The sequence below is a fragment of the Bacillus sp. TL12 genome (genome assembly GCF_022625245.1).
In the GTDB taxonomy this organism is placed as follows: Bacteria; Bacillota; Bacilli; order Bacillales; family Bacillaceae_G; genus Bacillus_A.
Genome location: NZ_JAJJBY010000021.1, coordinates 49,866 through 70,929 on the forward strand (window position 1 = coordinate 49,866; position 21,064 = coordinate 70,929).

General features: G+C 36.9%; 24 protein-coding genes and 1 pseudogene. 14 read left to right on the top strand and 11 right to left on the bottom strand.

What is annotated here, in order from left to right; genetic code table 11:
* Positions 1–43: 43 nt before the first annotated feature.
* Both LOK41_RS18365 and zwf read right to left on the bottom strand, forming a co-directional pair.
* Positions 44–655, bottom strand: a complete 612-nt coding sequence (locus tag LOK41_RS18365) for a cyclase family protein (RefSeq protein ID WP_241817742.1) — start codon at positions 653–655, stop codon at positions 44–46.
* Positions 656–683: 28 nt separating this feature from the next.
* Complete coding sequence (gene zwf / locus LOK41_RS18370; RefSeq protein ID WP_241817767.1) at positions 684–2,159, bottom strand: glucose-6-phosphate dehydrogenase; 1,476 nt, start codon at positions 2,157–2,159, stop codon at positions 684–686.
* A gap of 387 nt (positions 2,160–2,546) precedes the next feature.
* On the opposite strand from zwf, the gene LOK41_RS18375 reads away from it, so the two are divergent.
* The 3 genes from LOK41_RS18375 (at position 2,547) to yunB (ending at position 5,294) form a co-directional block, all read left to right on the top strand.
* A complete protein-coding gene (locus tag LOK41_RS18375; RefSeq protein WP_347269334.1) occupies positions 2,547–3,938 on the top strand; it encodes a bifunctional metallophosphatase/5'-nucleotidase in 1,392 nt (463 codons plus the stop codon).
* Positions 3,939–4,005: 67 nt separating this feature from the next.
* Entirely contained in the window at positions 4,006–4,308 is a 303-nt protein-coding gene (locus LOK41_RS18380) for a YunC family protein (RefSeq protein ID WP_026594181.1), read from the top strand.
* A 248-nt stretch (positions 4,309–4,556) separates the two neighbouring features.
* Positions 4,557–5,294 carry a sporulation protein YunB gene (gene yunB, locus LOK41_RS18385; RefSeq protein WP_241817743.1) on the top strand — a complete coding sequence of 246 codons (738 nt, stop codon included), beginning with the start codon at positions 4,557–4,559 and terminating at the stop codon, positions 5,292–5,294.
* Positions 5,295–5,366: 72 nt separating this feature from the next.
* On the opposite strand, the gene LOK41_RS18390 is transcribed toward yunB, so the two are convergent.
* On the bottom strand, positions 5,367–6,365 hold the full coding sequence (locus LOK41_RS18390) for a M23 family metallopeptidase (protein ID WP_241817744.1): 999 nt from the start codon (positions 6,363–6,365) through the stop codon (positions 5,367–5,369).
* Positions 6,366–6,555: 190 nt separating this feature from the next.
* Here LOK41_RS18390 and lipA point away from each other — a divergent pair, with 190 nt between their 5' ends.
* A complete protein-coding gene (gene lipA, locus LOK41_RS18395; protein ID WP_000166377.1) occupies positions 6,556–7,452 on the top strand; it encodes a lipoyl synthase in 897 nt (298 codons plus the stop codon).
* Positions 7,453–7,511: 59 nt separating this feature from the next.
* Positions 7,512–7,841 (top strand): DMT family transporter, encoded by a 330-nt coding sequence (locus LOK41_RS18400; RefSeq protein WP_241817745.1) that lies wholly within the window; start codon positions 7,512–7,514, stop codon positions 7,839–7,841.
* Between the two features lie 205 nt (positions 7,842–8,046).
* On the opposite strand, the gene LOK41_RS18405 is transcribed toward LOK41_RS18400, so the two are convergent.
* The 4 genes and pseudogenes from LOK41_RS18405 to LOK41_RS18415 form a co-directional block, all read right to left on the bottom strand.
* On the bottom strand, positions 8,047–8,523 hold the full coding sequence (locus LOK41_RS18405; RefSeq protein ID WP_241817746.1) for a YbaK/EbsC family protein: 477 nt from the start codon (positions 8,521–8,523) through the stop codon (positions 8,047–8,049).
* A 19-nt stretch (positions 8,524–8,542) separates the two neighbouring features.
* A pseudogene (locus LOK41_RS29135) lies at positions 8,543–8,709 on the bottom strand (YoaP domain-containing protein); the annotation flags it as partial.
* Positions 8,705–9,250: a histidine phosphatase family protein gene (locus LOK41_RS18410; protein WP_241817747.1), complete on the bottom strand. Its 546-nt coding sequence runs from the start codon at positions 9,248–9,250 to the stop codon at positions 8,705–8,707. The gene LOK41_RS18410 and the pseudogene LOK41_RS29135, both read right to left, overlap by 5 nt.
* Before the next feature lie 91 nt (positions 9,251–9,341).
* Complete coding sequence (locus LOK41_RS18415) at positions 9,342–10,121, bottom strand: YhfC family intramembrane metalloprotease (protein WP_241817748.1); 780 nt, start codon at positions 10,119–10,121, stop codon at positions 9,342–9,344.
* A 451-nt stretch (positions 10,122–10,572) separates the two neighbouring features.
* On the opposite strand from LOK41_RS18415, the gene LOK41_RS18420 reads away from it, so the two are divergent.
* Positions 10,573–11,307: a MerR family transcriptional regulator gene (locus LOK41_RS18420; RefSeq protein ID WP_241817749.1), complete on the top strand. Its 735-nt coding sequence runs from the start codon at positions 10,573–10,575 to the stop codon at positions 11,305–11,307.
* Positions 11,308–11,347: 40 nt separating this feature from the next.
* On the opposite strand, the gene LOK41_RS18425 is transcribed toward LOK41_RS18420, so the two are convergent.
* Positions 11,348–11,926 carry a YhcN/YlaJ family sporulation lipoprotein gene (locus LOK41_RS18425; protein WP_241817750.1) on the bottom strand — a complete coding sequence of 193 codons (579 nt, stop codon included), beginning with the start codon at positions 11,924–11,926 and terminating at the stop codon, positions 11,348–11,350.
* Positions 11,927–12,044: 118 nt separating this feature from the next.
* On the opposite strand from LOK41_RS18425, the gene LOK41_RS18430 reads away from it, so the two are divergent.
* Positions 12,045–12,347 carry a YutD family protein gene (locus LOK41_RS18430; protein WP_174102405.1) on the top strand — a complete coding sequence of 101 codons (303 nt, stop codon included), beginning with the start codon at positions 12,045–12,047 and terminating at the stop codon, positions 12,345–12,347.
* 36 nt (positions 12,348–12,383) lie between these two features.
* On the opposite strand, the gene LOK41_RS18435 is transcribed toward LOK41_RS18430, so the two are convergent.
* Positions 12,384–12,884 (bottom strand): S4 domain-containing protein, encoded by a 501-nt coding sequence (locus tag LOK41_RS18435; protein WP_174102406.1) that lies wholly within the window; start codon positions 12,882–12,884, stop codon positions 12,384–12,386.
* A gap of 394 nt (positions 12,885–13,278) precedes the next feature.
* Between LOK41_RS18435 and LOK41_RS18440 the strand changes: the two genes are divergently transcribed.
* Entirely contained in the window at positions 13,279–13,455 is a 177-nt protein-coding gene (locus LOK41_RS18440; RefSeq protein ID WP_241817751.1) for a hypothetical protein, read from the top strand.
* Positions 13,456–13,606: 151 nt separating this feature from the next.
* On the opposite strand, the gene LOK41_RS18445 is transcribed toward LOK41_RS18440, so the two are convergent.
* Both LOK41_RS18445 and glpX read right to left on the bottom strand, forming a co-directional pair.
* Positions 13,607–13,873 carry a DUF3055 domain-containing protein gene (locus LOK41_RS18445; protein ID WP_003208880.1) on the bottom strand — a complete coding sequence of 89 codons (267 nt, stop codon included), beginning with the start codon at positions 13,871–13,873 and terminating at the stop codon, positions 13,607–13,609.
* 16 nt (positions 13,874–13,889) lie between these two features.
* On the bottom strand, positions 13,890–14,861 hold the full coding sequence (glpX, locus tag LOK41_RS18450; RefSeq protein WP_241817752.1) for a class II fructose-bisphosphatase: 972 nt from the start codon (positions 14,859–14,861) through the stop codon (positions 13,890–13,892).
* Positions 14,862–15,008: 147 nt separating this feature from the next.
* On the opposite strand from glpX, the gene LOK41_RS18455 reads away from it, so the two are divergent.
* The 6 genes from LOK41_RS18455 to LOK41_RS18480 all read left to right on the top strand — a co-directional run bounded on the left by LOK41_RS18455 (position 15,009) and on the right by LOK41_RS18480 (position 21,053).
* The gene (locus tag LOK41_RS18455) at positions 15,009–15,449 is read left to right on the top strand and encodes a DUF86 domain-containing protein (protein WP_241817753.1); all 441 of its coding nucleotides are present in this window, start codon (positions 15,009–15,011) and stop codon (positions 15,447–15,449) included.
* A gap of 76 nt (positions 15,450–15,525) precedes the next feature.
* The gene (locus LOK41_RS18460) at positions 15,526–16,158 is read left to right on the top strand and encodes a helix-turn-helix transcriptional regulator (RefSeq protein WP_241817754.1); all 633 of its coding nucleotides are present in this window, start codon (positions 15,526–15,528) and stop codon (positions 16,156–16,158) included.
* Between the two features lie 99 nt (positions 16,159–16,257).
* On the top strand, positions 16,258–17,022 hold the full coding sequence (locus LOK41_RS18465; RefSeq protein ID WP_241817755.1) for a TIGR01457 family HAD-type hydrolase: 765 nt from the start codon (positions 16,258–16,260) through the stop codon (positions 17,020–17,022).
* Between the two features lie 148 nt (positions 17,023–17,170).
* On the top strand, positions 17,171–17,701 hold the full coding sequence (locus LOK41_RS18470) for an iron ABC transporter substrate-binding protein (protein ID WP_241817756.1): 531 nt from the start codon (positions 17,171–17,173) through the stop codon (positions 17,699–17,701).
* 142 nt (positions 17,702–17,843) lie between these two features.
* The gene (locus LOK41_RS18475) at positions 17,844–19,430 is read left to right on the top strand and encodes a PucR family transcriptional regulator (RefSeq protein ID WP_241817757.1); all 1,587 of its coding nucleotides are present in this window, start codon (positions 17,844–17,846) and stop codon (positions 19,428–19,430) included.
* A 165-nt stretch (positions 19,431–19,595) separates the two neighbouring features.
* Positions 19,596–21,053: a CoA-acylating methylmalonate-semialdehyde dehydrogenase gene (locus LOK41_RS18480; RefSeq protein ID WP_241817758.1), complete on the top strand. Its 1,458-nt coding sequence runs from the start codon at positions 19,596–19,598 to the stop codon at positions 21,051–21,053.
* The last annotated feature ends 11 nt before the right edge of the window (positions 21,054–21,064 follow it).

Sequence of the window (21,064 nt, forward strand, 5' to 3'; positions counted from 1 at the left end):
TCAGTGGGGGATGAGGAAAACCCCCACTGATTAAAGTTTCACTTTATTGAAATAATAACACACGCGCTGGTGCTGCATCTGTACCCATTAGTTTTAATGGAGCTGCGACCATAAAGTATGTTCCTGCTTCTACTTCTTTAAATGTTAATCCTTCGATTACAATAATATCGTGTGCAAATAGTGTTTTATGAGTCGGATGGCCTTCTTGTGCACGTTCAACACCTAATGCATCAATACCGACACCACGAATGCCTTTTTCAGCAAGCAGCTTCGCACCGCTTTCAGCTAAATAAATAAAATCAAAGTTAAATTCTTCATCGAAGGAGTTCTTTGTTTTAAGTAATACAAAATCCCCTTTTTGAATATCAAAATCTTTCAGGTCTTCAGCAGTAATGCCGCCTTCAACATGTGTCAGGTCAAAAACCTTTGCTTCGCCCACTAATTTCTCGATATCAAGTGTTTCAAACGTGTCTCCGTCATTGATCATATGCAAAGGCGCATCAATATGCGTTCCTGTATGAGCATCCATTTTTAATGTGGATTCTGTTACATGGCCGTTTGTAACTTTAGAAAGTTGAGGCTGTTTTTCCGGTTTATTTTTATATACAGGCATTCCTTCGTAAATAGGTACTGTAATGTCATATACTTTCTTCATAAAAATTCTCCTTTCGCCTTTGCTATGATTAGATTGAGTAGTCACTATCATCTGAAATTGGCCACCAATGGAAGCCGTTTTCTGCAAGCAAATCATCAGAAGCTTGAGGTCCCATTGATCCTGATTCATAAGTAAGTAAATCGGTTGATACATCCTGCTTCCATGCTTTAGAAATAACATCAACAAATTTCCATGATAAAGCTACTTCATCCCAGTGAGTAAAGTTTGTTGCATCGCCTTGAATTGCATCATATAGCAGCTTCTCATAAGCTTCTGGTGTATTTACTCTGTCTACGCAGTCATTGCAGTAATCAAGTTTAAATGGTGTCGTCTTTTCAGAAGTACCGATTTTCTTACCATTTAAAACAAGAGAAATTCCTTCATCCGGCTGAATATGAATAATAAGCAGGTTCGGATGAACGCTGTTTTCTGATTTAGAATATAAATTCATTGGCAATTCTTTAAACTGAATAACGATTTTTGTTGATTTCTCTTGCATGCGTTTACCTGTACGAATGTAGATCGGCACACCAGACCAGCGGAAATTGTCTATTAATAATTTACCCGCCACAAATGTTTCCGTTCTTGAGTTTGGATCCACTTTATTTTCGCTTCTGTACCCAGGAACTTCTTTTCCGTTGATTGTTCCTGTACCATACTGACTTCGCACAAAATATTGATCCACTTCTTCTACTGCTATTGGTCGAAGTGCACGTAATGCTTTAATTTTTTCGCTTCGGATTTCTTCTGTTGTTAAACGAATTGGCGGTTCCATTGCCAGTAAAGCAACCATTTGTAACATATGGTTTTGTACCATATCTCTTAAGGCACCGGAATTGTCATAGTAACCTCCACGATCCTCTACACCTAAAGATTCACTGGATGTAATTTGAATATTAGAGATGTATCTATTATTCCACAATGATTCAAATATTGCGTTTGCAAAACGAATAACGCCAATGTTTTGAACCATTTCTTTTCCTAGATAATGATCAATACGATAAATTTCATCTTCTGCAAATGCGTGACGAAGTTCTTCATTTAATTTTTGCGCGGATGGCAAGTCATGTCCAAAAGGCTTTTCAATAATCAATCGATTCCAGCCGCTTGAATTTGTCACGCCCTCTGATTTCAAGTAAGAAGCAATTGTTCCAAAGAATTCAGGAGCCATCGCCATATAAAACATTCTGTTTCCTGGAATATGGAATTGTTCTTCAAGGTTAGTAATTAATGCATTCAAATCTTGGTATGAAGCAGTATTCGTAACATCAAACGCTAAGTAGCGGAAATGAGTTAAAAATTCATCTAAATCATTCCCTGGTTCAATTTTTGACTCTTGAATAGAGGATAATACATTTTCACGAAATACATCGTCACTCCATTCACGTCTCGCTACACCAACAACAGCAAAATTTTTAGAGAGCTGTCCTTTTTTATATAGGTTATATATAGAAGGGAATAATTTTCTCTTCGCTAAATCTCCTGTTGCTCCAAATATAACCATAGTGCAATATGTATTGTCGTTATTATTCACTGGGTACCCTCACCTTTATTAATGTATATTGAATAGTATCACACAAAATTTTAACACAATTTGAAAGAAAACATCTCTACAATATGTAGTATGTAAGGAGATTATCTCATAGGTTATTTAAAAATTGTAGTTGGGGGATATTTGAAGCTTACTTTTATGTGTTATTTTAAATTTTTTCCACAAGAACTACTTAGTTTTTAACCCGGAATCTTTTCTATTTTCATGAAATCGCAGTACAATGTAAAATAGCAAGAAAAGGCGAAAAGTATTTACAGGATTATTGCACGCGTATAGCGTAAAATGCAGTAAGGAACTGAGAGGAGGTTTTTTTCTCTGGATATCAATAAAGAAACAATCATCCACCTTTATCATACAAACGATATACATAGTCATTTTGAAAATTGGCCACAAATTTCTCGGTTTGTACTCGAAGAGAAAAAGCGAAGACAGGAAGCTGGGGAGTCTGTTTTAACGTTAGATATCGGCGATCACGTGGATCGTTTTCATAGTATTACGGAAGCGACAAATGGACTGGGGAATACGAAGTTATTAAACGAGGCGTTATATGATTATGTAACGATTGGAAATAATGAAGGGATTACATTAGCGAAGGAGCATTTAAACCATTTATATGATCATGCTGGATTTGAGGTGCTCGTAGCGAATTTATTTGAAAAAGAGGGCGTGCGTCCTACTTGGGCGAAGCCGTATAAACTTCATACAACTACAGAAGGAATTACGATAGCTTTGATCGGTTTAACAGTAGCCTATCCGGAGTTCTATAAAATGTTAGATTGGCATATTGAAGATCCGATGATGCATTTAGAATCCATTTTAGCAGAAGTAAGAGATAAAGCGCATATTACAGTTGTACTTTCTCATCTTGGGAAAACTGCCGATGAGTATATGGCGGAGAATTATGATATCGATGTAATTTTAGGAGCACATACACATCATCTGTTTGAGCGTGGTGTTCTCGTGAATGGAACTTTGCTTTGTTGTTGTGAAAAGTGGGGGCGTTACGTCGGCCATGTTCAGCTTACTGTGGATAAGGAAACAGGGCAGTTGTTGAAAAAGGATGGTAGAGCGATTAAAACAGAGCGTTTAAGTGCTTATAGTAAACCGTTATCCACAATTGAAATGTTGCAAAAAGAAAGTGAAAATATAATGGCAGAACCTGTGGTTGAGCTGAAGGAACCTTTACCAATTGATTGGTTTAAGGAAACACCATTTTCTAGTATACTGGCAAGCGCATTAAAAGAGTGGTGTAATGCTGAAGTTGGCATGGTGAATGCAGGGGTATTATTAGAAGGGTTAAAAGAAGGGATTGTCACACGAGGCGATATCCACCGCATTTGTCCACATCCAATTAATCCATGTGCAATAAAAGTAAAAGGAAAAACATTACGGGAAGTTATTTTAAAAGCACGTCGTCCCAGTATGGAAGAGCTTGAAGTAAAAGGGCTCGGTTTCCGTGGGAAAGTGATGGGGAAAATGATTTATGATGGTATAGAAGTTATTCCGGATACGATTCCTGGAAATAAAATTTTGCTTAAAGATGTGCTCATTAATGGGGAGTCTTTAGAATTAGATCGCATATATACTGTTGGAACGATTGATATGTTTACGTTCGGGTACTTATACCCAGAACTATCCACACTTTCTGAAAAACAATATTATATGCCAGAACTGTTACGAGATGTGTTAACAGAGATGTTAATAACTTATACATCTTCCATTAAACTATAGGCTAGTTAACCTGTAACACTCATTTTTCTCTTTTCATAAAGATAAGAAAGAGAGGAGTGTGTGAACTATGGTGAATGTGGAACCGATTATAATTGATAACTATACGTTTATAGCGGTTAGTGTAAAGCTCCCAAAAACAAATTTGCTGGCTGTTATGAGCGATAAAGGATATATTATGTGTGGCGCTTTAGATGTCGGTCTCTTAAATGAGAAATTAGGAGACCGAGGAATTATTGCTGGTCGCGCAGTTGGTGTGAGAACAATTGAACAGCTGCTTGAAGCACCGCTTGAATCGGTTACGACTGGGGCCGAGGCTTTAGGCATTCCAGCAGGAACAATTGGAAAAGATGCACTATTAAAAATGATATAAGCATATATAAATACGGATTGAAAGACCGACATAAACTCATTCCTTTTAGGTAGTAGAGAGGATCCGCCGGTAGATAGAAGCGGTCGGTTCCTTTTTTAGTTCCATGCCATGTGAAAACAGAAGGAGAATGGGTGGAAGTCTCTTTTTATTTTGTATAGCCACAATGTATATGTTAGAAAATCAAATTGGATTTATATATATCGTCCCTCTTTCTTGCATAGAAATGATAATAGAAGGAGGGTTTTCTTATGCGTACATTTCGTCCAAAAGCTTCGCGGTTTCGAAAAGGGCCGCTTCCTTTTCGGCATGTACTACTCATTTCATTTATCATTTTTTTATTGTTAACTTTACAAGGTTTCTGGATTGTGAATAAAAGTATTCAGCCGACATTGATTAAGTATGGGGAAGTGCAGACACATAAAATGGCAACGGTTGTCATGACGAAGGCGGTAAAGGATCGGCTTAAGGAAGGGTTTGATGTGGATTCATTAATGAAAGTACAAAACGATAAGAATGGAAAAGTATCCACAATCGATTTAAATACAAAGCAAGTAAATGAGATTTTAACATCAACTACTGCATACATAGAGAAATATTTGCATCAAGTGGAGAAGGGGGATATGAAGGCGCTCGGTCTTCCAGAAGAGACCGGGGTGTCGATGTCTGTTCCTCTTGGACGTATAACGGATAATGCACTCCTTGGTAATTTAGGACCAGATATTCCGATTGATTTTACAACAATCGGCCATGTGAATACGGATATTAAGCAAAATGTAAAACCGCACGGCATTAACAATACGGCAATTGAAGTGGTCATGGAAGTTGATGTGACGCTGCAGGTGATTATTCCCTTTCACACAAAAGAAGTTAAGGTAAAACAGCATATCCCAATTGCGACACGAATTGTACAAGGAGAGGTACCATCTTATTATGGAAGCGGTGGAGTTGTTGTGCCAGATAGTAAAGGAAAGAAAGCGGATGATTAACAGATATATACTATTACGGATAAGTAAGTTTGAAAAAACATTATAGAATCTAAAAGGAAACAACCGTAGCAATTAGCTACGGTTGTTTTTTAAATTCGCGCGTTCTTTTCGCTCCCACAAACTTAAATGCATATATGGATCAAAAGCCCATTCTGTATAGCCGTTGTCTTTATACATACCAAAGTGTAAGTGCGGAGGGAATTTCCCAGATGTGCCAGGAGGGCCGTAGCCTGTGTTACCAACGAAGCCAATGACTTTTCCTGGTTCGACAATTTGCCCAAGTTGTATGTCTTTCGAAAATCCGCCTAAATGTGCGTAATAATGATAATTGTTATATAAATCGCGAATACCGATGCGCCAGCCACCGAGGCGATTCCAGCCCTTTGTTTCGATAATGCCATAGCAGGTAGACCTTACTGGTACGCCATGTCCTGCAAAAATATCGGTGCCTTCATGAATACGTCTTCCGCCAAAGCTGCGACCAGCACCGAATGTACTACGGTAGCTATTATCGCTATAAACAGGAAGAGGAAAAGCATTTCCTTGTAAGTTAATGCGATCATAGTGCTTATAGATGCGAGCATACTCGGTAATTAATTCAACCGTTTTTGCGCGTCTATAATATTCCCACAGCATAATTTTAATACGGTCTTCTGAAGTCCCTTGCTTCTTTATAATAGTTGCCATTGTGTGTAAAAGATCTCGGTCGTTATTTGCATTTGAAAATCCGTCTTTATCGCCATCTAAACCAATCCCGCCAAAGAGAGAAATCGTATGGGGCAATGTATCATTATAAGTGGCATTGGCAGGGCCAGACCACATTTCTGGTTTAAAGTAAATGGATATGACGGCATCAGGTTTTTTCGGAATATCTTTTCTTACGCTACGAATGTTACGTTCATATTGATCAATTGCGGCTACATAATACCATGGGATATTAGTATTTTGTTCAGTTTCCTTATATAATGTCATGCGCTGTTCATAAATTTGATTTTGATCCACTTCACCATAGGCAATACCTTGCCCGAGAAAAAAGCAAATAGAAAGAAATAGGGCAATCTTTCGAAGCATGAAAATAAACTCCTTTCACAACATCACTCTTTTTAGTGTGGGATATACGAGATATTTCATTATAGTAAATCATTGGTAAAAATTCTTGGAATCTTCATTTGAGCAAATCGCTTTCATACGTTAGAATAGATATGTTACATTGAAAGAAGCGAACACGGTAAACTATTTCATATTGTGCGGAGTTGATAACATGACAAAACAAACAGAATATAAGCGCAAGCCCGAATGGTTGAAAATTAAGTTAAATACAAATGAAAACTATACAGGCTTAAAGAAAATGATGCGTTCTAAGCAGCTTCATACCGTTTGTGAAGAGGCAAAATGCCCGAACATTCATGAATGTTGGGCAGTAAGAAAAACAGCAACATTTATGATTTTAGGTGCGGTTTGTACACGTGCTTGTCGTTTTTGTGCGGTTAAAACAGGCTTACCAACAGAGCTTGATTTACAAGAGCCAGAACGTGTAGCAGATTCTGTAGTACACATGGGCTTAAAACACGTTGTTATAACAGCGGTTGCACGTGATGATTTAAAAGACGGCGGAGCAGCTGTTTTTGCTGAAACAGTACGCGCTGTTCGCCGTAAAAATCCATTCACGTCTATTGAAGTGTTACCATCTGATATGGGCGGGGTAGAGGAAAACCTAAAAATGTTAATGGATGCAAAACCAGATATTTTGAACCATAACATTGAAACAGTAAGTCGATTATCTGACCGAGTTCGCGCTAGAGCAAAATACCCTCGTTCATTAGAGTTTTTACGTCGTGCAAAAGAAATGCAACCCGATATTCCAACTAAATCTAGCATTATGGTGGGACTAGGTGAAACAAGAGAAGATTTAATTGAAGCAATGGACGACTTACGTGCGAACAATGTGGATATTTTAACGCTTGGACAATACCTACAACCATCTAAAAAGCATTTACCAGTTATTAAATACTACACACCGGCAGAATTTGCAGAGCTAAAAGAAATTGCACTTAGCAAAGGGTTTAGCCACTGTGAAGCTGGTCCACTTGTTCGTTCTTCTTATCATGCAGATGAGCAAGTACGTTCTGCGAAAGAAAATACGGCAGCAGCAAAATAATTGTAAAAAATCCTTCTTAGTGAGAATGCTAAGAGGGATTCTTTTTTAGGGGGAATCTTATGAAGGCTTTTTTATTTTTAGCGATTGCGATTGTAAGTGAAGTATTTGGGACAACGATGTTAAAGGTATCAAATGGTTTTACAAAAGTGCTTCCAAGCATAGGAGTAGTATTAGGTTTTGCCTCAGCATTTTTCTTTCTGTCAAAATCGCTGCAACACATCCAACTGAGTACGGCTTATGCCATTTGGTCAGGAGTAGGAACAGCTTTAACAGCATTAATTGGTGTACTTATTTGGAAAGATGTCTTCACATGGCAAACTGCTCTTGGAATTGCTCTTATTATAGGTGGGGTTATCGTACTGAATATGTCGGGATCGGGTGCTCACTAAAAAGAGAGCTAAATTTAGCTCTCTTTTCGATATAAATTCATATGGATTTGCTGACACACAAGCGGTGGCTATGAAAATAAAAGGGGAATCTCCACTTGTTAATTCCTTTTGTTTTCACATGGCATGGGCGAAAAAAGGTCCTGACCGCATCTATCCACAGCAGGACGCTCTCTCCCATCTAAAAGAAATGTTTTACCTGGATTTTTCAATTTGTTTTTCTATATTCTAAAACAGTATTTTGACATGTGGATAAAATCTTTTTTAATTCTTCTGTGGATAATTCAATTGTAAATTCTGGAACACCAGGTGTAATTAAAATTTTGTCATAGACATAGATGGAATGATCCACAATAATCGTTACATCCTGTGAATAACCAAATGGTGCCACGCATCCGGGAATACAGCCTGTTTGTTCCCTTAGTTCATCAGGTGAACAAATTGATAGGCGTTCTCCAGTGAGTTCTTTCATTTCATTTCTCTCGAAACGAGTTCCTTCCAGTGTGAAGAACACGTAATAGGATCCAGATTTTGATTTTAAAAATAAACTTTTACTTGGAGCCCCTTGCAAGCCGAGACGTTCACGAACGACTCGATCTGTCTCGTAATCGAGAACAGGTTCGTGCTCAAATTTTTCGTAGGAAGCATTTGTTTTATGTAATAAAGAGATAATTTCTTCGTACATATTTTGGTGATACCCCTTTCTATATTTGTTGCATATTCAACATCACTTTTTCAAATTTTTTCGCACTTAAAATTTCATGTGTCAAAATTTCCCATTGTAAAAAGCTCCGTATGTTGTGAAGGCACAAGGAGCATGTTGTGCATCTTCTCGCGATGTCAACTGAATGCATTCAAAAGGGATATTATGTCCCCCACAATCTGTGGATTGTCGTTTGTTCATCGATTGTAATTTCATAAATATCAGGGTTGCTTAAGTTCTGCCATTCCCTAAAACCAATCCGATTGTCAAAGTATTTTAAAAGGAGTGTTAATAAATTTCCATGTGTAACAAGTAATGTTACTTGTTGTTCTTGTTGTAAAATATCTTGAATAAGCGATGCACCGCGGTCCATCGCCTGCTTTGTTGACTCTCCACCTGAAAAGGCAATATCTATATTTGTAAACGTATATTCTAGTTTTTGTAGCCAATCGTCTAATGGAGCATTGCTCAATATGCGCTCTGCTAATCTTTCGTCTTCTTTAATTGGCAAATTTGCGCGCAATGCAAATGGTGCAATAGATTGAATCGTTCGGGTAAAAGGGCTTGAAATAATGGACTCTATTTGCAAGTTCTTCTGCATAAGAACATCAGCAAGGAATTGCGCCTGTTCCTCGCCTGCAATTGTTAACGCTGCATTTCTCTCTTGTCCAGTAGCTGAGCAGTGACGTACAACAATAACCTTTTTCAAAATTCATCCCTCATTTGTTCAAGTTGACGATACATACTTCGACAAAAAGGAAAAAAAATCCTCTATACAAAAAAACTAAGCTCAAGTAGGCTTAGTTTTTTTCTGGTTCAATTGTCAGTTTGTCTTTCATTTTACGAATGAGAATGAAGGGGGCAACTGCACAAATAAAAGTAATTCCTTCTGCAACAAATATATTGATAACTTGTTTCTGATAAAGAGCTGCAAAGAAGTCTATAAATGCATGGAACAAGGCGGCATATATAACAAAAATATATTTCTTATGTTTAACGCCGTATAATACAAGCATTGAGAAGGCGATTTGTAAGACAAGAGCTAAGATTCTTTCTAAGCCACCAAGTAGGTAGAGATAGGAAGGAGTACTAAGTAATAAATCTTGCAATTGACTGAGTTGAGGGGCCTTTTCAATAAGTTTTGAAAAACTCCCATTGTTAATTGAAATAGCAAAGTATAGAGTTTGCAGACTAGCTAGCGCTCCAATTGAAATAGATTCAATTCCTCCGTGTCCAATTCCGTACGCTAAACCATCTTTATATTCCCGGAATTTCTTCAGTAAGTAGAAGAAGGCAATGAATCGCCCTGCTTCTTCAAAGATAGCGGCAGTGAGTCCACCGTATAGGGCATAAAGAAATGGATTTTTTAATAACTCAGATGTCGTAGGGTTCCCAAGCATAAATACGTGAAAAGGTGTTTCAAGGATTTGCGCAAATCCGATAAAGATAAGAACACCAATACCAACAACTCTCCAGTTTATATGATATTTTTTTCGAAAATAAATAAGCACGATAATGGGGACGAGAACCGAAATCGTCAGTTGCAAAATCATACTAGTAATTACCGCATTTGAAATCATATTTTTCACCACTTTCTAATGTATGTACTCTTATATAAATCTAAATTATACCCCTTTTTTAGGGGAGAGAGGAGATCCGACCATGCGTAGAAGTGGTCAGTGCCTTTTTTCGCCCCATGTCATATAAGAACAATAGGAGGAAATGAGTGGAGATCTTCTTTTGTTTTCATAGCCACGAATGATATGGTGGAAAAACAAAATGGATAAAAACAACATAACCCCTTCTTCTTAGATAGGAGAGAGCATCAATCTGTGCGTAGAAGCAGTCAGTACCTTTTTTCTTCATAGCCGAAACTTATATGCCAGCAAATCAAAATGGATTTATATATATTATACAGGGAATTAGGGGAATCGTTTACCTTAACAAAAATATAGGTATTAAAAAAGGATTTTTTCTGTTGACTCTCACGTTGCGTAATACTTTATTGTATGTATTAAGGGAGGCGAAATAATGACAATGAGAGTAAAAGAAGTAGCCGATTTAGTTGGTATTAGTGTGCGCACACTACATCATTACGATGAAATTGGGCTTTTAACCCCAGACGAAACGACAGAGTCCGGTTATCGTCTGTATTCCAATGAAAACTTAGAGCTATTACAGCAAATTTTATTTTTTAAAGAGCTTGGCTTCCCTTTAAAGAAGATTAAAGAAATTATCAATAGTCCTTCTTTTGACAGGCAAGAGGCGCTTACGTTGCACCGGAAAATGTTACTTGAAAAGCGCACTCGACTAGATAAAGTGATTGCGACAATTGATAAGACGATTCTGCATACAAAAGGAGAGATTGAAATGACGAATAAAGAAAAATTTGAAGGATTTGATTTTAGTCATAACCCATATGAAGAGGAAGCACGTGCACGATGGGGAGACGAAGCTGTGGATAAGGCAAATAAAGCAGCTACTGGTATGTCTAAGGAAAAGCAAGAAGAGTTTAATAACATTTATAGAAATCTTGCTACACTTCGGCACGGTGCACCTGATTCTAAAGAGGCACAAGAAGCGATCCAAGTATGGTATGATTATTTGCAAAACTTTGGTCAATATTCATTAGAGGCGTTTAAAGGGTTAGGACAAATGTATGTCGATGATGAACGTTTTACAAAAAATATTGATCAGTTTGGAGAAGGATTAGCACAGTTTATGTGTGATGCAATGGCAATATACGCAGATAACCGTAAAAAATAAAAAGATGGGGTTGCCCTAAGTGGGCAGCCGCCATCTTTTTTTATTTTTTAATCATGTCATTTAGTGTAGCATTTTGACTATTATTTAAATGCGGATTTTTGCTCATTTCGCGTTTTAACATATCAAGGCTTTGCTCATATTCCTTATTGTTTAATGTACCAGATTGCAGCCCTTGAATTTGTGTAATCAATTTTTGGTCTGTTGATACATATGCTTTATAATAGCGAGGAACGATGGATAGGGCCGTTTTATATACTTGATCTGCTACTAACGCAGGGTCTGAAGTATTTGGGCGGTATACAACAAATACTTCATCATCAGTTACAAGCGTAGCGGCATTTGTGACGTCAGGGAGTTGTACGGTCATGTTTGTAATCATTTCTGCTACTTTCTCACGGTTAATTGCGCCTACTTGTTTGTTAGATACCTCGTCTTTTTGTTTAGAGGAGTAGCCGACTCTCGTGAGCCTTGTGTTTGTATTTTCTGTATGATACATGTCGTTTTTATTGGAAACAAGAACACGGCTGCCTTCCTCACGTTCCATTTCTGCTTTATTTGCTGTTTGGCAACCTGCAAATAAGGAAAGGGTGAGAAGAAAGAGTATTATTTGTTTTTTCACGATGTATCACCTCCTTCTCCATAGCATGTACTACTTTTCAATTTTTTGTATTTGAAATTGTTGGTTGTTAGGCTTTGTGATACGATAAAAAGAAGAATGCTTAGAAAGGAAGTTAGTGATGGAGCAAAAGCAAGAGATTCATGCTACGGTAAACATCAATAATGTTCAGTACGAAGTAATTAAAGACTATCGTGACGGTTTTCGTGAAGAAGCATTTAAAGAGCGCTACGCAGAAATTTTAAATAAATATGATTATATCGTTGGTGACTGGGGATACGATCAACTCAGATTACGCGGATTTTTTGATGATAGTAATCAACGTGCGACATATGATACGAAAATTAGCACTTTATCGGAGTACTTATATGAGTACTGTAATTTTGGTTGTGCACACTTTGTATTGCGAAAAGTGAAGAAGTAAAAAAACTCCTCTTACGTAGATGTAAGAGGAGTTTTTTTACAAGCAAATTGAAATAAGGTCACCTTCAGAAAGCATTGTATTTGGTTTCATTCTCTGTCCGTTTAACTGAATGTGTCCGTTCTTTATTCTGTCTACAATCAAAGTACGACTCCAATCTGAAATATATGTTGATAAAGCTTTGTCAATGCGATGGGAGCCAAGGACTGTTTCTAATACAATGGTTATTTCTGTAGTACCATTTTCTTTATATTGCATAATGGAAATGGTAGAGGTCATTTCGTTTTCATCTTTTTGAAATACATCAATCGTTTCCACATGATCAGAAAACGATTTATAAATGTGAAGTTTTTTATTCCACGTATGGCCTTTCGGGCATTTATAAATAGCAAAGCGGTAAATGTTCTTTCCATTTGCGTTATGCCTGCGAATATTTGTATCAATAAAAAGGGTGGTATGCCCGCAATTTTTACAATGTTTTTCGATTGTCGTTTCAAATTCATTTTCATATAAATTCCAAGAAAGTTGTACTTTCTGCATTTTCCTTCACCTCGTATATATTGGGTAAAGGAACGTAATACAGCTATTTGGATGTCTTGCAGTATGAATAGGGAAGAAATAGATAAAAATAAAAAGAGGTTCCCTTAAGAGGAACCTCCGTACAACATCATACTACAGATGCGTTACGTTCCTTTGTAATGGGAAATGAACAGACTACTCCCTTGATAAAGCGCATAGCTTTTTTGAGAGTAATGCTATTCAATTGCTGATCCATTACAAAGTAAATGTCGGCATACGTAGTAGACGTCCTTTCTTCCAAATAGATTTGCTCATAAGTATAACACAAAAGATAGAATATTCAAAATTCATTACATATATCAACTTAATTTTCCAACATATATCCATGTCGATTTCAAGCACCTAAGTCGCGGCTATGAAAATAAAAGAACTTTCTCCTTTTGTTCTCACTAGGCATGGGGCCAAAAAAGGCACTGACCGCTTCTATCCATCGCTGGACGCTCTCTTCCCACCTAAAAAAATGGTTGTATGTCAGTTTTTCAATTTGTATTTATATATAAAAACACCAGCTACTGTAATAGCTGGTGCATAATATTACCCCGCATTAACGGGCAGTAATACTCCTACTTTGAAATTTAGAGGAAGCAAAAAGCTTAGGTGGGAGATAAACTGCCCGTAAAAGCCCGATTGGTTCAACTAATAATCCGTGGGGGATAAAGCCTCCCACGGATTAAAGTTTCACTTTATATAAGTTCGAATAAGAATGAGCGTAGTTCTTCTGCAATTTCTTCAGAGACAGAAAAAGCGTGCTCTAAGTAGCCTGGTTCGTTTAAATCGTCAGTACCAATGATTGCGAATTTATTACGCTGCATATCAAGGACAATTGTTTTACCGTAATGACGATCGGAATATAAAAGCGCTAAATCGTGACGCTCATTTTCTCCCATAAAGCTAACGAAACGTGTTTTTGTATCGACTGTGTCGTCGTAAAGAAAGAAACGTTCTTCCATACACATGGCTCCTTTTTTAAATATCTAAGTTTAAGTGAGGCTTATGATCTAAATGGTGATGCGTTTTAATAAAGCGTACTGTTCTTGTTTTGTAACGCATAACGATAGAATATGTTTCTGCTAAATCTCCGCCAAGGAATTTTACACCATCTAATAACTCGCCAGCAGATACGCCTGTTGCTGAGAAGATTGCGTCATCACCAGATACTAAGTCATCTAACATAAGAAGTTGGCGAGGATCTTCTAATCCCATTTTACGGCAACGTGCTTCTTCTTCTTCATTCATTGGAACTAAGCGTGCTTGCATTTCGCCTTCAAGACATTTTAGTGCTGCTGCAGAGATAACGCCTTCTGGAGCGCCGCCAACACCAACGAATAAATCGATACCTGTTCCAGGAAGAGCTGTTGCGATTGACGCACCAACATCACCATCACCAAATAGTTTTACACGTGCACCTTTTGCACGAACACGGTCAATAATATCTTGATGACGTTCACGTTCTTGGATGATAACCGTTAGGTCACGAATTTTTTTATTGTTTGCTTTTGCTACAATTTCAATTGTTTTTTCAATTGGATCATCTAAGCTAATTTTACCAGCTGCTTTTGGACCAACCGCGATTTTTTCCATGTACATATCCGGAGCGTGAAGAAGGTTTCCTTTATCTGCGATTGCGATAACTGCCATTGCGTTTGCAAGACCTTTTGCAACAATGTTTGTACCTTCTAGTGGGTCAACGGCAATATCAACTTCTGGACCGTTACCTGTTCCTAGTTCCTCACCAATATATAACATTGGTGCTTCATCAAGTTCTCCTTCACCAATTACAACAGTACCTGCCATGTTTACTGAATCAAACATATCGCGCATAGCTGTAGTTGCTGCATCATCTGCTTCGTTTTTCTTTCCGCGGCCCATCCATTGCGCGGATGCCAAGGCTGCTGCTTCTGTTACACGGACAATTTCTAATGCGAGTTCACGTTCCAAGGTGACATTCCTCCAATTTCAAAAATCATACAGTTATAACTATAACAAATAACGAGGAAAAGGTGAATTCGAAAAATTGTCGATTTTTTCAAGGGAAACGGTTACAATTGAAATATAAATGCTTTTATTTCTAGGTGGGTGACATTCATGTACTTTGTAGACAGAAAAAAAATAGAACAAATGTTAACATGTTTAGAACAAGCAGTAGATACATTTCAAGAGAAGCAGCAATATGAAACGCCTTTTGAATATTACGCATTAGAGCGTATGTCGCATCTTATCATGGATTGCATATTAGATGTTGGAAATGCAATGATAGATGGATTTATTATGCGTGATCCAGGAAGTTATGAAGATATTATTGATATTTTAATGGATGAAAAAGTCATAAGTGATGAAGAAGGAAAAGGAATTAAAGAGGTGATTCTTCTTCGTAAAATGCTTATGCAAGATTATATTCAAATGAACCATGAGGAATTATATACAACGATTCAAAGACAACTCGCTGTGGTACAGAAATACCCTGCGAATATTCGTCGTTATTTAGAAAAGGAATTAGGACCTGTATCTGCATTCGTAGCAGAATAAATGTAAGAAGATCCCCAATTACCTTTTGGGGATCTTCTACTTTTTAGCATAGGTCAATAGGAAGAAGGGGTGAGCAATGGGGCAAGCTCGTACAACAAAGGAAGAGATTGTGCAGATCTTAAAAAGAAATGGTGAACAAACCGTTGGATCATTAGCTGAATCTTTAGAGATTACGGAGATGGCAGTACGTCGGCATTTAAGTAAGCTTGAGAAAGAAGAAGTTATTCAATCCAAAATGGTGCGTCAACATGTGGGAAGACCAACATATGTATACGGCCTAAGTCAAAAAGGAGAAGATTTATTTCCAAAAGATTATAAGCAATTTGCTTTAGGTGTGTTAGAGGATTTAGAGAAAATTGGTGATGAAACACTTGTAAATGCTATCTTAAAGACCAGGACGAATCGGATGGAGGAGCAATTACAACAGCGAATCAGTCGCCAAGAAAATGTATGGCAGAAGCTTCGGGAAGTTGCCGTTATTCAAGAGAAGAATGGATATATGGTACAAGTGAAGCAGGAGGAAGAAAACTCATACATATTACAAAAACAAAATTGTCCATTAAAGGCTGTTGCTGAAAAATATCCACAGCTTTGTTTAGAGGAAGAAAAGATGTATAAGCGGTTGTTTTCTGATGGAAATGTGAAGGTATTATCAAATATGTGCGATGGTGACTGTCACTGTTCGTATCACATACAAGAGAAAAAATGAACGTTATGGGACGCTTTTAGAAGAAGCGTTTTTTTTCTTTGGGAAAAGTGGTTAATATAAGAAGTGTATGAACGATAGGACAAAAGGAGAGGGACATAGATGTATAAAGGTTATTTAATCGACTTAGACGGTACAATGTATCGCGGTGAAGAACAAATTGAAGAAGCGAGTGATTTTGTAAAAGCCTTGCAGGAGCGCGGTCTCCCTTATTTGTTTGTAACAAATAATTCAACTCGTAAACCAGAACAAGTAGCCGAAAAGCTTGTTCGTTTCGATATTCCAGCTAAGCCAGAACAAGTATTTACAACGAGCATGGCAACAGCGAACTTTATTTATGAACGTAAACAAGATGCGTCTGTTTATATGATTGGTGAAGAAGGGTTGCATGATGCACTTGTGGAAAAAGGATTTAAGCTTGTGGATGAAAATCCTGACTTCGTTGTTGTGGGATTAGATCGCGAAATTACATATGAAAAGCTAGCGAAAGCTTGTCTTGCAGTGCGTAATGGCGCGACATTTATTTCAACAAATGGAGACATTGCCATTCCAACTGAGCGCGGTTTATTACCAGGGAACGGCTCATTAACATCTGTTGTTACAGTATCCACAGGTGTAGAACCAATTTTCATCGGCAAACCAGAATCCATTATTATGGAGCAAGCATTAAAAGTACTTGGCATAGCAAAAGAAGAAGCTTTAATGGTTGGGGATAACTATGATACTGACATTTTAGCAGGGATAAACGCTGGTATGCACACACTCCTTGTCCACACTGGAGTCACATCTGTGGAGAAGTTAACAGAATATGATGTGCAGCCAACACATGTTGTGTATAACTTAACGGAGTGGATTGAGAAAATGTAATCGTGGACAGGCAATCTTTTAGGTTGCCTGTTTTTTTATGCATAATTGCATATTTGATATATGGATATAAAAGGTAAAATTAATTTATTAGTATATAAAGTGGTTATGTTATTGATAGCTATATGCAATAGAGATAGGAGGGATTGAATTGTATATAATGTCTATTATTATCCTTGTTTTAGCGTTGTGTATTTTAGGTTTTGCCATATGGAAAATATATAAAATAAAAAGTGTGCAAGATGGTATTGGAGAGCTCATCGCTACTTATCCACGTAAAAAAAGCCGTTGGTTCACATTGCTTGGTCCAGCCTATTTCTTTATACAACTTATACTCACATACGTTCGGTATATAGATGGAGAAATTGATAGCTTCGAACTATTTTTACTCAAAATAGGAGCTTACATGGTAGCGATTTGTTTTATGATGCTTTTCGTGATTCATCTAATTAAAGACGTCAAGGTGTATGAAAAGGGAGTTATTGATGGGATGAATTACTATTCTTATGCAGAATTAAAAGGTTATAAAACATCCACATGGGAAAATCCGAAAGAAAATATCTTCTTATATCGTGGGCAAGAAAAGTGGCATGATAATGTGAACTTACTCATCAGGCAAGAAGATATGAGTGAACTAGAAAACATTCTACAAAGATATCTTCCTAAGCTTACCATAAAATGAAAAAATCCACCTCACAAGGTGGATTTTTAAAATTTTGTATTTGAAAATTCCTAATATTTTTGAAAACATGTATTATAAGAGAAACGTAGAATTTTATTAGAGAATAAAAAATGTTTAAGACTTAAAGAGGTGTAAAGTAACAATGAACTCTAACATTAAATTATCGGTACTGGAGATATTAGGGAATAGAAATTTTAGAAATGCAAAAGTAGTGGCAGGAAAATCTGGACTTTATAAAACTGTGAAATGGGTTCATGTTATGGAAATAGATCAAATTGAACAGCTTTTAAATGGAAATGAACTTATTCTCTCCACAGGGATTGGATGGAAAGAAGATAAAGCGATGTTTCTTTCATTTTTTAAACAGCTTATAGATTCTAAGGCGGCTGGACTTTGTATTGAATTAGGAACATATATACCGAGCATTCCAGAAGAAATTATAGAATTAGCTAATCAACATGATTTTCCGTTAATTGCTTTTGATAATAAGGTGCGATTTGTTGACATTACACAAGACTTACATACTCTTTTAATAAAAAAACATTACCAGATGATTTCGGATTTGGAAGAGTATTCTCATCAGTTAAATCAGCTACTTCTTACATCGAATTCGGAGCAGAAAATCTTAAAGTTACTACATAATTATTTGAAAATGACAGTTCTGTTTATTCCAAATCAAGGTGAAACACAAATGATATCAAAAAAAACATCAAAAGAACGGGATAAAATTCTTCAAATTTTGAAAGAGAAAAATATAGAAAGGAATATGAATATTGTAAGTCAACCTATACAAGCCTTGAATCAAAAATTCGCCGATTTAATTATAATTTCGGAATCAGATCCAATTACAGAGTTTGAATCACTTATTTTAGGGCGTAGTGTTACAGCATTAGCACAAAACATGTTACGTGTATTATATGTTGAAGAACGTAGAAAGACGAAGGAAACAGAATGGATTCAAAAATGGTTAGAAGGATCACATAGTGAAGAGAGACTATACAGATACCTCTCTGATTTTGATTCTACTCTTCATCCAAATGGATGTGTTGTTTTGCTCTTTAAAGTTGATCAATTAGAGGGGGAGAACTCAGAAATTACCCATTTAAAAATACTTTTTCGCACCGTTTTTCAATCACATGGATTCTTTCTTTTATCTACTATAAGGAAAAATCAAATGATTTTTATATTGTTAAACAAGCGAAAAAATCATGATTGGAGACCGAGAATCGAAGCGGGAATAAATGATATACTAAACCAATTGGTTGAGGATCAAAAGTTCGCCCAAATTAAATTTAGTATTGGAAAGTTTAGTGATCAGTTAAGTGATGTAAAGAAGAGTTATCACACGGCACAAGAGGCGTTAATCATTCAAGAGAAAATGCCAAAGGAGTGCTTTAGTTACTTTTATGAAGATTTATATATTTTTCGGCTTATATCAATTGCAAACGAACAAGGAGTACTTGCCGATTTTATCTCTGATTATTTAGAGCCTGTACTGATTTATGATCAGCAAAATAATGGAAAGTTAATGGAAACATTAAAAGTCTATCTGAAATGCAATGGTTCTAAGCAAGAAACTGCAACTAGTTTATATATTGTTCGTCAGACCCTTTATCAACGACTCCAAAAGTTAAAAGAGCTATTAGGAAAAGATTTTATGAATCCTTATAAACGACAAGCGATAGAATTTGCCATTACTGCGCATGAATATTTATTTGCTTCCAAATAAAGATAAAGAAGAAACCATTATTTTGTGGTTTCTTTTTCATTTTATGTTACACAAAATGTAGTGAAATTTATGTGTATAAATTTACATATTGTCTACTGAATGCGCTTTCTCTTACTAATATAATAAACGCATAGGGGTGTTTATTTCAGAATAGGGGGATTCACTATGACAGTAACAAAAGATGTACAGACATTAAAAAATTATATCGGTGGACAGTGGATAGAATCAACAAGCAAGCAGGTTGAAGAAATACCAAACCCAGCAACAGGAGAGGTTATTGCTCGTGTACCGCTTTCAAATAGAGAAGATTTAGATAGAGCTGTTGCAACCGCTAAAGAAGCATTTAAAACATGGAGAAAGGTTGCTGTACCTCGGCGTGCTCGTATTCTATTTCGCTATCAACAGCTATTAGTTGAAAAATGGGAAGAGTTAGCTAGACTCATTACTTTAGAAAATGGGAAGAGTTATACGGAAGCTTACGGCGAAGTACAACGGGGAATTGAATGTGTTGAATTTGCCGCAGGTGTACCAACTTTAATGATGGGAGAACAGCTTCCAGATATTGCTACTGGTGTTGAGTCAGGGATGTATCGTTATCCAATCGGAGTAATTGGAGGAATAACACCATTTAACTTTCCTATGATGGTTCCATGCTGGATGTTCCCACTCGCAATTGCATGTGGAAATACGTTTGTATTAAAACCATCTGAAAGAACACCGTTGTTGGCTAATCGCTTAGCTGAACTGTTTAAAGAGGCAGGTCTTCCAGATGGCGTATTAAATGTAGTACATGGTGCGCATAATGTTGTGAATGGCATTCTTGATAATGAGGATGTGAAGGCGGTATCCTTCGTTGGTTCTCAACCTGTAGCGGAGTATATATATAAAACAGCAGCGGCTAACGGCAAACGTGTACAAGCTCTTGCAGGAGCAAAAAACCATTCTATTGTTATGCCAGATGCTGATTTGGATAACGCTGTAAACAATATTATCGGTGCTGCATTTGGATCAGCAGGTGAACGTTGTATGGCAGCTTCAGTTGTCGTTGCAGTTGGAGATATTGCAGATGAGCTAATAAATAGGCTTAAGATAGCGGCTGATGAAATTAAAATGGGAAATGGTATAGAGGAAGACGTGTTCCTCGGACCAGTCATTCGTAAGTCCCATAAAGAGCGTACGATCCACTATATTGAAATAGGTGAAAATGAAGAGGCTTCACTTATACGTGATGGAAGAAAAGATGCAGGAAATGAGCAAGGGTATTTTGTGGGACCTACAATTTTTGATAACGTACAACCAGAAATGAAAATTTGGCAAGACGAAATTTTTGCTCCTGTATTATCCGTTGTTCGAGTAAAAAGCTTAGAGGAAGCAATTGAACTTACAAATAAATCTGAATTTGCAAATGGTGCGTGTTTGTATAGTGATAGCGCGAAAGCAATTCGTGAATTCCGTGAAGAAATTGATGCAGGGATGCTTGGTGTTAATCTTGGAGTACCGGCTCCGATGGCATTCTTCCCATTTTCAGGTTATAAAAAATCTTTTTATGGCGATCTACATGCAAATGGAAAAGATGGCGTAGAGTTTTATACTCGTAAGAAAATGCTTACTGCTCGTTATTAAACAAGTAAATT

What these genes read in the sequence shown, in the direction of transcription:
- yunB (WP_241817743.1), top strand. Translation starts at nt 4,557, where the DNA reads ATGCGTACATTTCGTCCAAAAGCTTCGCGGTTTCGAAAAGGGCCGCTT.
- LOK41_RS18445 (WP_003208880.1), bottom strand. Translation starts at nt 13,873, where the DNA reads ATGGAAGAACGTTTCTTTCTTTACGACGACACAGTCGATACAAAAACA.
- LOK41_RS18380 (WP_026594181.1), top strand. Translation starts at nt 4,006, where the DNA reads ATGGTGAATGTGGAACCGATTATAATTGATAACTATACGTTTATAGCG.
- LOK41_RS18460 (WP_241817754.1), top strand. Translation starts at nt 15,526, where the DNA reads ATGGGGCAAGCTCGTACAACAAAGGAAGAGATTGTGCAGATCTTAAAA.
- LOK41_RS18390 (WP_241817744.1), bottom strand. Translation starts at nt 6,365, where the DNA reads ATGCTTCGAAAGATTGCCCTATTTCTTTCTATTTGCTTTTTTCTCGGG.
- LOK41_RS18455 (WP_241817753.1), top strand. Translation starts at nt 15,009, where the DNA reads ATGTACTTTGTAGACAGAAAAAAAATAGAACAAATGTTAACATGTTTA.
- LOK41_RS18405 (WP_241817746.1), bottom strand. Translation starts at nt 8,523, where the DNA reads ATGTACGAAGAAATTATCTCTTTATTACATAAAACAAATGCTTCCTAC.
- LOK41_RS18465 (WP_241817755.1), top strand. Translation starts at nt 16,258, where the DNA reads ATGTATAAAGGTTATTTAATCGACTTAGACGGTACAATGTATCGCGGT.
- LOK41_RS18400 (WP_241817745.1), top strand. Translation starts at nt 7,512, where the DNA reads ATGAAGGCTTTTTTATTTTTAGCGATTGCGATTGTAAGTGAAGTATTT.
- LOK41_RS18435 (WP_174102406.1), bottom strand. Translation starts at nt 12,884, where the DNA reads ATGCAGAAAGTACAACTTTCTTGGAATTTATATGAAAATGAATTTGAA.
- LOK41_RS18430 (WP_174102405.1), top strand. Translation starts at nt 12,045, where the DNA reads ATGGAGCAAAAGCAAGAGATTCATGCTACGGTAAACATCAATAATGTT.
- LOK41_RS18475 (WP_241817757.1), top strand. Translation starts at nt 17,844, where the DNA reads ATGAACTCTAACATTAAATTATCGGTACTGGAGATATTAGGGAATAGA.
- lipA (WP_000166377.1), top strand. Translation starts at nt 6,556, where the DNA reads ATGACAAAACAAACAGAATATAAGCGCAAGCCCGAATGGTTGAAAATT.
- LOK41_RS18365 (WP_241817742.1), bottom strand. Translation starts at nt 655, where the DNA reads ATGAAGAAAGTATATGACATTACAGTACCTATTTACGAAGGAATGCCT.
- LOK41_RS18440 (WP_241817751.1), top strand. Translation starts at nt 13,279, where the DNA reads ATGAAAATAAAAGAACTTTCTCCTTTTGTTCTCACTAGGCATGGGGCC.
- zwf (WP_241817767.1), bottom strand. Translation starts at nt 2,159, where the DNA reads ATGGTTATATTTGGAGCAACAGGAGATTTAGCGAAGAGAAAATTATTC.
- LOK41_RS18480 (WP_241817758.1), top strand. Translation starts at nt 19,596, where the DNA reads ATGACAGTAACAAAAGATGTACAGACATTAAAAAATTATATCGGTGGA.
- LOK41_RS18420 (WP_241817749.1), top strand. Translation starts at nt 10,573, where the DNA reads ATGACAATGAGAGTAAAAGAAGTAGCCGATTTAGTTGGTATTAGTGTG.
- LOK41_RS18415 (WP_241817748.1), bottom strand. Translation starts at nt 10,121, where the DNA reads ATGATTTCAAATGCGGTAATTACTAGTATGATTTTGCAACTGACGATT.